We start from the raw sequence: 10,678 nt of genomic DNA on the forward strand, positions 1-10,678 counted from the left end.
ATCTACCCGACAGAACAATTCGGTGATAAACTCTATGGTAGTCATGCAGGTTACCTCCAAATGAGTGAAAAAGAGTTTTTGTTGATAATATTGGAGAACCTGCATGGCTCTTTCAATTTAAAAAACTAGCACCAATAGTTAGTAGGTTAAGCGTCCCGCTTGATAATTATGCCTTTACAAAGTTTAGTGTTTGCTCTATAGAAGGGGAAGTTATGAAGGCTGAAAATCTCATTACCTGGGACCATTTATCTTTGGATCAAGCAATATTCTGCTTAAAGTGTAGTCAATTCAGTGGTCAAATCAAAATCCTGAGTCCTTACGAAGTAGAACCTGTTATCATTCGCTGTAACTGCGGAGCGGAAGAATCTGTATATCGTTGTGATACGCCAGGATGCAGTTCCTATGTATTGGGCGGAGAGGGATATGGGGTTTGCCGACATTGCTCATAATTGATCCGCGTCTGTCGGGGGTCAGTTGGGAAATATGTAGAACTTCCAGTTGTTGGTTTGGAAATTTGGAAGCTCCACAAAAACCAGGAATTATAGCCAGGGATTTTATCACCTGTTTCCTATAATTGAAGAACCCCTACGAATAAATAATCATCGATAGGGAAAATAAGCAGCCGGGAGAATCGTTCTATTGGGAAGAGAAATCCAAAGTTCAAAATTCTACCCTGTGGAACACAATCAGATCATACCCTAGGCCGGCCTTCTCCTCCAAACCTTACGTCCAAAGAATTAACAATTCCTAGATTCTTCCGAATATGGCAGCCAACGTGTGAGAGAAGCCCCTAGTACACTGCTATGTGCTATTTTGTAAAGTTACCTTTAAAGAAAAGGTACTATCTGGAACCGACTCCCCGTTCTACCGGGTGTTGTCCATTCCGTCTCATTCCATTACCTGTTTCTACAGGATGCTCACTGCGTCGCCCGTTATCGGTGATGGTAGTCTCCAGCGGCTCTGCCTCCAGGAGTTCGGGAGCGGGTAGCTGAGCGGTCGGACCTTCTGGGATCTGGGTGCGGCCTCGAAATCGTCTGCTCAGCTTTTCTCGTAAGGATTCCATATAAATATAGAAAACAGGTGTAATATAGAGCGTAAGAATCTGAGAGAACAAGAGACCTCCCACAACAGCCAGACCCAGGGGACGACGGGCTTCCGCACCGGCACCGACACCCAATGCAATGGGTAAAGTACCCATAAGGGCTGCCATGGTGGTCATCATAATAGGACGGAACCGAATAAGACTCCCTTCATAGATGGCATCCGCCGGATTTTTCCCTTCATTTCTTTGAGCATCCAACGCAAAATCGATCATCATAATAGCATTTTTCTTTACGATACCGACCAGCATGATAATACCTACAAAAGCATAGATATCCAGATCCCGATGGAAGAGGAGCAGGGTTAATAAAGCTCCAAATCCGGCAGAGGGGAGACCCGAAAGAATTGTTAAAGGGTGAATAAAACTCTCGTAGAGGATACCCAGTATGATGTAGATTACGAGAATGGCCATAATCAGGAGAAGCCCTAAACCTTGCAAGGAGGATTGAAAAGCCTGGGCCGTACCTTGAAAACTGGCACTGATGGTAGAAGGGAGCGTTTTACGGGCCAGGTCTTCCACCAAAGCAACCGCCTCTCCTAAAGATACTCCGGGCCTGACATTGAAAGAGAGGGTAACGGCCGGAAGCTGACCCAAATGATTCACCGATAAAGGTCCCACACCCAATGTGATGTTGGCAACTGCCTTGAGTGGAACCAGTTGTCCACTGGAGGATCGGATATAGAGTAAAGATAAAGCGGTTGGATCCATTTGATATTGAGGTTCTACTTCCATAATGACCTTGTACTGATTGTTAGGTGCATAGATGGTCGAAACCTGTCGGGATCCATAGGCACTGTAAAGGGTTTCTTCGATTTGGAGGGCTGTAATTCCAAGGGCTTCTGCTTTATCCCGATAAATTTCAATATTCACCTGGGGATTTTTGATTTGCAAATCACTGGTTACATCCTGGAGTTGGGGTAATTCCCGCATCTTAGCTTCGAGGATCGGTGCATAATGATAAAGTTCCTGGGTATCTGGACTCTGGAGGGTAAACTGGTAAGGACTCTTGGTCAACTGACCACCGATACGAATGGGAGGAAGATTTTGCATAAAAACCTGAATTCCTGGGACCGTCGCCAATTTAGGTCTTAACTCCTGGATGACCTGGTCTACACTCAACTGACGTTCGGAGCGAGGTTTCAAACGAATGAATAGGCGACCTGTATTGCTTCCACTGATACTGGACATGAAGGAATCTACATAGGGATCTTGCTGGAGAATAGCTCCCAGGGCTTGATGGTACCTTACCATGGCATCAAAGGAAGTTCCCTGGGCAGCTTCGGTGAAAGCAAAGATCTGTCCGGTATCTTCACTGGGGAGGAATCCTTTAGGGGTAATGAGGAAAAGATATAGGGTAGCCACGAGGATAATCCCCGAGATGATCATGGTTATGAGGCGATGGCGTAAGACCTTTTTCAGACTCCAATCATAAACCCGGAGCATTCCTTCGAAGACACGCTCCGAAGCGGCATAGAAACGACCCTGCTTTTGTGCACTGGGTGGGCGTAAGAATCGACTACAAAGCATAGGGGTAAGGCTTAAAGAAACAAAACCGGAGACGAGTATGGCCATGCTAATCGTTACAGCGAACTCGTGGAGCAGACGTCCGAGGATCCCCCCCATGAAGAGCACAGGAATGAAAACGGCTGCGAGGGACAGGGTCATGGATAAAACGGTAAACCCAATTTCTTTAGACCCGATCAGGGCTGCCTGCATCCTTCCTTTACCCATCTCCATATGCCGGACGATGTTTTCCAGCATAACGATGGCATCATCGACCACAAAACCCACCGACAGGGTCAAAGCCATTAAAGAAAGGTTATCCAGGCTGTAGCCCAGTTGGTACATCACGGCGAAGGTGGCAATAATCGACATAGGTAAGGCCAGGCTGGGAATAATCGTAGCCGAGAGATTACGCAGGAAAAGAAAGATGACTAAAACGACCAGACAAACCGTCAGAACCAGCGTAAACTTGACGTCATTGACCGATTCACGTATCGATACAGATCGATCATAAAGGATATTAAGGTCAATCGAGGCCGGCATCTGGGCCCGGAAGGTGGGGAGAAGCTTTTTGATAGAATCTACGACCTCTACGGTATTGGTACCCGGCTGACGTTGAATAGCCAGAACGATGGCACGGATATCATTGTACCAGCTTGCGATTTTGTCATTCTCTACACTACTAATAACTCTACCGAGTTCCTGAAGGCGCACCGGGGAGCCATTACGATAGGTTACAATGAGTGAGCGATACGCCACCGCATCGATAAGCTGGCCGTTGGTCTCCACGGTAAAAGCCTTTTGAGGTCCGGATAGCATACCGGTTGGTAAATTTGCATTTCCCTCTTGGATTGCGTTGGCCACCTCATTTATTCCAATGGCCCGACTGGCCAGAGCTTTAGGATCCAGTTGGATACGAACTGCGTATTTCTGTGAGCCAAAAACCTGGACCTGAGCAACCCCGCTGATCATGGAAACCCGCTGAGCAATAAACGTATCGGCATATTCATTAACCGTTGAGAGGGGAAGGGTCGGAGAACTTAGGGCCAAATAGAGAATAGGTTGATCGGCAGGGTTTACCTTGCGATAAGAGGGCGGACTTGGCATATTCTGGGGAAGTTGAGGAGCAGTCTGGGCAATGGCCGCCTGGACATCTTGAGCCGCCGCGTCAATATCCCGGCTCAAATTAAACTGGAGAGTAATCTGGGTACTTCCCAGGGTGTTGGTGGAGGTCATCGAGTCCAGGCCCGCAATGGTAGAAAATTGTCGCTCCAAAGGAGTCGCTACCGAGGCCGCCATGGTTTCGGGACTGGCTCCAGGAAGACTCGCAGTTACCAGAATGGTGGGAAAATCTACGTTGGGCAGGTCACTCACAGGCAGGAGTTGATATCCTGCAATCCCAAAGAGTAGAAAACTCATCATAAGGAGTGTGGTGGTAATGGGGCGACGAATAAAAAGCTCTGTAATATTCATGAACTTGCCTCCTTGTTACTTCCTTGATCGTTCTTCACTTCTACTTTCATACCCGGAGTAAGCCGAAGTTGGCCGTCTGTGACTACCTTCTCTCCCGGTTGAAGTCCCTTCTCAATGATGCTTTCATTTTCCAATGTCCTGGCTACAACCACAGGACGGGATTCAACCGTAAGGTCAGGTTTAATGACAAACACGTAGGAACCTTGTTGTCCTGCCTGAATGGCCTGGGATGGGGCCACAATGGCATTAGGTTGGGTGGTAAGGGTTAAAGTTACATTAACAAATTGGCCGGGCCAGAGACGTTTTTCTTCGTTATCAAAGGTTCCTTTGAGTTGAATAGTCCCGGTAGCTTTATCTACCGCATTGTCTACAAAGGTAACGACCCCTTTTACCGGATTCCCTTCCGAGTTAGGTATTTCAGCTTCCACCTGGAGTTTCCCCTGTGCCATATATTTCTTTATCTCAGGGAGTTCTTGTTCAGGAACGGAAAAAGTAACATAAATGGGACTGATTTGATTGATATTTACCAGGACCGTATCATTGGCTTTGATCAGGTTCCCCGGATGAACCATAAGATCTCCTGTTCGCCCGTCCAAAGGAGACCGGATGGAACAGTACTCCAACTCCAGTTTAACATTCTCTATAGCCGCCTGATCTGCACGAATAGCTGCTTTGGCATCTTCTACAGCAGCTTGATCTGCATGCAAGGCTGCCTGAAGGGCTTCTGCATTGGTACGAATCTGATCATATTGATCTTTAGAAATAATCCCCTGCTGATTCAAGCTCTCATAGCGTCGCGCTTGAACCTGGGCATTTTTTGCCTGGGCAGCGGTTTTTGCCAGGTTGGCTTCAGCCTGTTTTAAGCGGGCTATATCCTTTGCCAGATTGGCTTCAGCCTGTCTAAGTGCCGCCTCTAAAGGTCTTCGATCAATGGTAAAAAGAAGATCCCCTTTCTTCACATCCTGACCTTCCTGGAAATACACCCCGGTCAGTTCTCCATTTACCTGGGCCCGGACCGCCACAACGGAATAAGCTTCGGCCGTCCCAATGGTTTTTATCTGGATCGGAACGGTTTTTTCAACTACCGTAGCTGCAGTGACCGGTACGGCTGCCCTCTGCCTAGGCTGATCAGATTTTCCACTGGCGTCTCCCCGGGAACAGGCCGTAAGAAATATCAGGATAATCCATAATAGTCCAAATCCTTTCAGGGGAAGAAATAAAGGAGAAAAAAGGAGTCGAACTTTTTGATAACTTAAAGGTTTCATTTTTTGCCTCATAAAGACGAAAAAAACATTTTAATACAATTTTTATGGTCTATTATTCAATTTACCCAGAAGAGAAGGAAGTGTCAAATGCATTTTCAGGACGGGATTTAGATTCCCAGGATGGGCAAAAGGGTCTTCCTTTCCCCTACGCATCCAGCTAAGAAGGGGAAAAGCCTTATTTTCGGCCTGAACACCTTCCTAAGGGGTGTCTGGACCTCAGGTCTGATCCTCAGCTTGAGGCCTACGCCCCTTCCCCTATCTTTCATAGGGGAAGGGTCGGGGAGGGAAGCTTATTCCAGAAATTAGAGAATGCTACGGGGTTTTATCCGGCTTATCTTCAGTTGGATGAAGGGGAATCGGAACAGGATGATCCTCTGCAGAAGGTGATGGGACCTGGCCGTTACCTTGCCACAGTTCCTGCAGCTGAAATCGGCCAGCCAGTTGGAGTTTTCTGATAGCAAGACGTCGCCGTTGAAGCAGACTTCCGAGATCATCCAGAAGTGAATAAGCAACAGGAGTAACCAATAGGGTCGGGAAGAGTGAGAGGGTTTGTCCGCCGATGACCACCACGGCAATGGTCCGTCTTTCTTCGGCACCCGGACCGGTACCCACGGCCAGGGGTAGCATTCCGGCTACAAGAGCCAGGGTCGTCATCAAAATAGGCCGTAATCGATCTCGGTTCCCTTGCATGATAGCCGCCGTCCGATCCATCCCATTAGCCCGCAAATTATTCATATGATCGATTTGAAGGATCGAGTTTTTCTTTACAACTCCGAAAAGTACTAGGATACCTAAGGCTGAATAGAGATTCAACGTATTTCCCGTAAACCACAAGGAGAGGAGAGCAAAAGGTACGGAGAGGGGTAAGGAAAGTAAAATAGTAAAGGGATGAATTAAACTTTCGAACTGGGATGCCAGAATCATGTACATGAAGACAATGGAAAGTGAGAAGGCCCAGATAAACTCGTTAAAAGTACGTTCTAGCTCTCGACCGCGGCCTGAAACACTGGTTGTATAGCCTGGGGGCAGGTTCATCTCGGCAACTGCTTTTCGCAGGGCTTCCAGTCGATCCGCCAGGGCATAGCCAGGTGCGATCGATGCCCGTAAACTCACCTGTCGTTGTCGATCCAAACGGTCTATTCGTGAAGGGCCTTGAGCCGGAACGATTCGTACAATGTTATCCAGTCGTACCAGTCCCTCTCCCCGGTGAGGAAGATAGAGCCGTGAGATGGTCTCCGGGTTATTTCGATCTTCTTCAACCAGGCGAAGTTGCACATCATAATCGTCATTGACCGATATATCTCGAAATCGTGAGACTTTCTGATCTCCCCCCACCATCAAGCGAAGTGCTGTAGCAATATCTGTGGGATCAACACCCAAATCTGCAGCACGGGCCCGATCGATTTCCACATGCAACTCAGGTTTATCCAACCTCAGGGTGGTATCTGCGTCTATAATCCCCAATTCCTGGGATCTTTCTCGAAGTTGCTCGGCATAGGTTGCAAGGGCCGTAAGATCAGGCCCCCGAAGTACAAAATCGATCTCAAAATTACCACTTCCAATATTGAAGGAGGGGGCATTACGTACCGTAAAACGAATATTACGATATTTCTTCAGGCGGCGTCGTACGTCCTGCATAACATCCCGCTGGGTATAATTACCCCGAAAAGCCTGGAGGGGATCGCCGTGTAAAATTCCATGCCATAACCGGGTAAGAGAGAAGGTACGTTCTTCATGGGGTGCAATGCGAACATATACGCTCCCCTGATTAACCCGGCTGAGAAACCCGCCCCCTGCCGAAGCCAAAACAAGCCGTACGCCTGGAGTTGAGCGTAACTCAGACTCAACGGCCTGCATAATTTTATCCATAGCGGCAAGACTGGTACCTTCCGGTGCGGTTACAATCACATTAAACTCGGCTTCATCGACATCGCTGGGAATATATTCCTGTTTGACCAGCCTGTAAAGGGGTATGGAGGAAGCCATGACCCCCAGGGCGAGAAGACAGATCAGGGCTCTGTGATGGATGGCAAAGGCCAGAGTCCGGGCATATCCCCGATCGAGCCAGGCATAGAACCCTTTCCTGGATCGAGCCGGGCTGTGAGCATCTCCCATAACTGCGTCCTCAGCCCGCAATAGACGTGCACTCATCATAGGGGTTAGAGTGAAAGAAACCAGCAGGCTAACCAGAACCGCTACAGCCGCAGTAATACCGAATTGATAAAGGAAACGGCCCGAAATACTTGACATGAAGGAAACAGGAACGAAGATGACTACAAGGCTTAAAGTGGTGGCCATGACAGCCAGACCGATCTCTGCTGTGGCCAGGCGGGCGGCCTCGAACGGTCGCATTTTCTTCTCCTCAACGAAACGAAAGATGTTCTCCAACACCACAATGGCATCATCGATGACGACTCCAACCATCAAGACCAAAGCCAGCATCGTCACGCTATTCAATGTGAAGTCCAGGGCCCACATCATGCCAAACGTAGCAATAACAGAAGTGGGGATAGCAATTCCTGCAATAAGGGTGGAGCGCCAGCTCCGCATGAAGATCAGAACAACCAGGCAGGCCAGAAGGCTCCCTAAAATGAGGTGCAGGTTGATCTCGTGGAGTGCTGCATAAATATAACGGGACTGATCTTGAATGACCTCTAGCCTTACATCTGGTGGTAGTTGAGAAGAAATCTTTGCGAGGCTTTTCTTGGCAGCTTCGATGACGGCAACAGTATTGGCCCCTGATTGACGCCGAATCTCCAGGGTAACCGTCGGTACGCCGTTTAACCGGGCCAGTGAGCGTTGCTCCTTCGTTCCATCCTCAACCCAACCAATATCCTGAATTCGAATGGGTACGCCGTTGACAGTCGCAATAACCAGTTCGTTGAACTCCTTTGGATCTATCACACGCCCCATGGTACGGAGGACATGCTCTACGGGACCTGCCGTCACATTTCCACCCGGTACATCCACATTCTGACGTACAATGGTATCCCGTACCGCCGTAATGGGAATATGATAGGCTGCAAGTTTATGAGCACTAACCCAAACATTAATGGCCCGTTCCAAACCCCCAACAATGCGTACCTCTCCGACTCCCGAGGACCGCTCCAGTTGTACCTTTACAATCTTATCTGCAAGCTCGGTTAATTCCCGAACAGGCCGGTTAGCAGAAAGGGCCACGGTCATGACAGGAGAGGAATCATTATCGAATTTTGATACAACAGGTGGATCTACATTGCTGGGTAAATCCGGCAGGATTGTAGCAATACGATCCCGTACATCCTGGGCAGCCGTGTCAATGTTTCGGTCCAGATTAAAGGTAATAATAACAACCGAACTACCCTGACCCGAAACCGAACGGAGTTCATTAATACCCTCCACTGTATTGACAGCTTCTTCAATCCGTTGGGAGACCTCTGTTTCAACCTCTTCTGCCGAGGCACCTGGAAACGTTGTGCGTATGCTGATGGTGGGTACATCAACCGAGGGAAAACGATCAACCCCCAGCCGAAAGTAACTGGTTGCTCCTACAACGACCAGGGCCAGGATAAGCATCGATGCAAAGATGGGACGCTGAATACAAACTTCGGCAAGTTTTTGCATAAGACCTTTCGGAATAATAACCCTTCAGACTTAATCTGATGAAGGCTTACCTGAAATACACTACCATGCTTTTATAAAATAAGCAAGTTTATTATGGTTCCTCGTAACTGTAATCATTTAGTAGGGGTCACTTTTTTCTGTCTGCATACCCCCCTAGAGGGGGGCCAGGGGGGTAGCCGCTGCTGAAGTCCCCTCTGGAGGGGGGGCCAGGAGGGTGTTTCTTTTTCCACCTACTAAGGGGCCAGGAGGGTGTTTCTTTTTCCACCTACTAAATTGATACGGATACTGGTTCCTCTACCCAAGAAGGGACCACATAAATAGCCGTCTGAGTTCCTTCCCATCTCTATAGAGTTGATTTTACTTTCGTTTTCTCTCCAGTGGAAAGATCTCCTTTACAGGTATGCCAGGAGGCGACCACAGGAGATAACTCCGGTCCAGAAGATAAGGGAGAGGATCCCGGCAAGCTTCGCAGCCCAAGGGGTTTCAATTTCCTGGTTCCAGGTCTTCACCGATTTGAAAATACCTTTGTGAAAGACTAAGGCGTTGAGGCCTGCAGCAGCAATCAAGATCAGCTTTAGACGAAAAGCAGGATTTGCAGCCATTTCCGTTGCATGGGCTATAAACATCATGAGGCCGGAAGGTATCACAAGCAACAGGCTTAAACGTGCCCACCGTAGATGGTGTCGCTCTAAATCTATAACCGGAACATGACGAGACAGACCCAGTAACCGAAGATCAAACATGAAAGCAGCCCCCACCAGGGTAACAAAACCTACAATATGTACAATTTCTATGATGGGATAAAGCCATCGCCACTGCCGCATGGCTATGGCAAGGGCACTCGTTTCCAGCCAAATTAACCAGGCCGGACCTATCAGTTCATGCATTACCGTAACTCCGTGGTTTTCCCATCAATGGTAATCCGCTCTGCCCGCATTTCGTCTTCTACGGTACGATGGGGATAACCTACCACCGTAGCCGTCTTTCCGGGCTGAAGCATCTCTTTAGTGAGGCCCCGACGCTCCATGCGAGAGGGGGGTGCCAGGACAACCCGCCAAATTTTTTCAGATCCCGATTCTGTCACCTTTAATTTAACATATCCATGGGGATGCTCATAACCCGATTCCAGAATAGTCCCTGTAAAGTTCAAAGTCTTGCTATCGTCATATCCACTCCATCCATGATGGGCATGAGTTTCGGTGGCTCCTGTAATCAAGAAGAAGGCTATCGTCAGTATAAAAATCCCTTGTCTTGACATTTCTAACCTCCCTTTAGGAAAAACAAGTCCAAAGTCTAAAGTTTCCAGACATTCTTTTTATTCAAAATAAACCCTATAAAAATCCGGTCAAGTAAAATGCCAATAATTGCTTTATAAGTGTTTAAAAGGAATGAAGTGAAAAAACCTTTAAGCGGACTTTACAGTAGATTGCTCCCACCGCTACCTGCCTGACCATACCAACCCCTATTACCAAGTCGGTATCGAAATGGGGTGTAAAGCAGGGTCAACCCCTCCCTTCCTTCCCTGTGTGTGGGGGGAGTTAGAGTAGGTTGCCTATGTAAGGGCCACGTAGAGTCACCTCTCCCCAGGATGCCTTATCTTTACCCACATTTTTCGATTTGGGAGGATGGGTTCAAAACGGTTAGTAGGTCAACCGTCCCGGTTGACCCACCTTGCAAAAAGAGGGAGCTTGCCCTCACGAAGGAGATTCAATGCATTTCGCTACTCAACCAG

Annotated in this window: 6 protein-coding genes; 1 reads left to right on the forward strand and 5 read right to left on the reverse strand. The window is 48.2% G+C overall.

Annotation, left to right across the window (positions count from 1 at the left end; all coding sequences use genetic code 11):
• Positions 1–212 precede the first annotated feature (212 nt).
• The gene (locus VNM22_02370; protein ID HWP45983.1) at positions 213–449 is read left to right on the forward strand and encodes a hypothetical protein; all 237 of its coding nucleotides are present in this window, start codon (positions 213–215) and stop codon (positions 447–449) included.
• A 392-nt stretch (positions 450–841) separates the two neighbouring features.
• Here the strand turns inward: VNM22_02370 and VNM22_02375 are convergent, their stop codons facing one another.
• The 5 genes from VNM22_02375 to VNM22_02395 all read right to left on the reverse strand — a co-directional run bounded on the left by VNM22_02375 (position 842) and on the right by VNM22_02395 (position 10,204).
• Entirely contained in the window at positions 842–4,078 is a 3,237-nt protein-coding gene (locus VNM22_02375) for an efflux RND transporter permease subunit (protein HWP45984.1), read from the reverse strand.
• Positions 4,075–5,343, reverse strand: coding sequence for an efflux RND transporter periplasmic adaptor subunit (locus tag VNM22_02380; GenBank protein ID HWP45985.1), 1,269 nt, complete (start codon positions 5,341–5,343; stop codon positions 4,075–4,077). The genes VNM22_02375 and VNM22_02380 overlap by 4 nt, the downstream gene beginning before the upstream one ends.
• A gap of 312 nt (positions 5,344–5,655) precedes the next feature.
• Entirely contained in the window at positions 5,656–8,946 is a 3,291-nt protein-coding gene (locus VNM22_02385; protein HWP45986.1) for an efflux RND transporter permease subunit, read from the reverse strand.
• A gap of 392 nt (positions 8,947–9,338) precedes the next feature.
• A complete protein-coding gene (locus VNM22_02390) occupies positions 9,339–9,833 on the reverse strand; it encodes a DUF6644 family protein (GenBank protein ID HWP45987.1) in 495 nt (164 codons plus the stop codon).
• Complete coding sequence (locus VNM22_02395; protein HWP45988.1) at positions 9,833–10,204, reverse strand: DUF6152 family protein; 372 nt, start codon at positions 10,202–10,204, stop codon at positions 9,833–9,835. The genes VNM22_02390 and VNM22_02395 overlap by 1 nt, the downstream gene beginning before the upstream one ends.
• Positions 10,205–10,678: the final 474 nt, after the last annotated feature.

The organism is Candidatus Limnocylindrales bacterium (genome assembly GCA_035559535.1).
Taxonomy (GTDB): domain Bacteria; phylum Moduliflexota; class Moduliflexia; order Moduliflexales; family JAUQPW01; genus JAUQPW01.

Excerpts from the sequence above, each read along its gene's own strand:
- VNM22_02375 (HWP45984.1), bottom strand. The coding sequence starts at position 4,078 with ATGAATATTACAGAGCTTTTTATTCGTCGCCCCATTACCACCACACTC.
- VNM22_02385 (HWP45986.1), bottom strand. The coding sequence starts at position 8,946 with ATGCAAAAACTTGCCGAAGTTTGTATTCAGCGTCCCATCTTTGCATCG.
- VNM22_02380 (HWP45985.1), bottom strand. The coding sequence starts at position 5,343 with ATGAAACCTTTAAGTTATCAAAAAGTTCGACTCCTTTTTTCTCCTTTA.
- VNM22_02390 (HWP45987.1), bottom strand. The coding sequence starts at position 9,833 with ATGCATGAACTGATAGGTCCGGCCTGGTTAATTTGGCTGGAAACGAGT.
- VNM22_02370 (HWP45983.1), top strand. The coding sequence starts at position 213 with ATGAAGGCTGAAAATCTCATTACCTGGGACCATTTATCTTTGGATCAA.
- VNM22_02395 (HWP45988.1), bottom strand. The coding sequence starts at position 10,204 with ATGTCAAGACAAGGGATTTTTATACTGACGATAGCCTTCTTCTTGATT.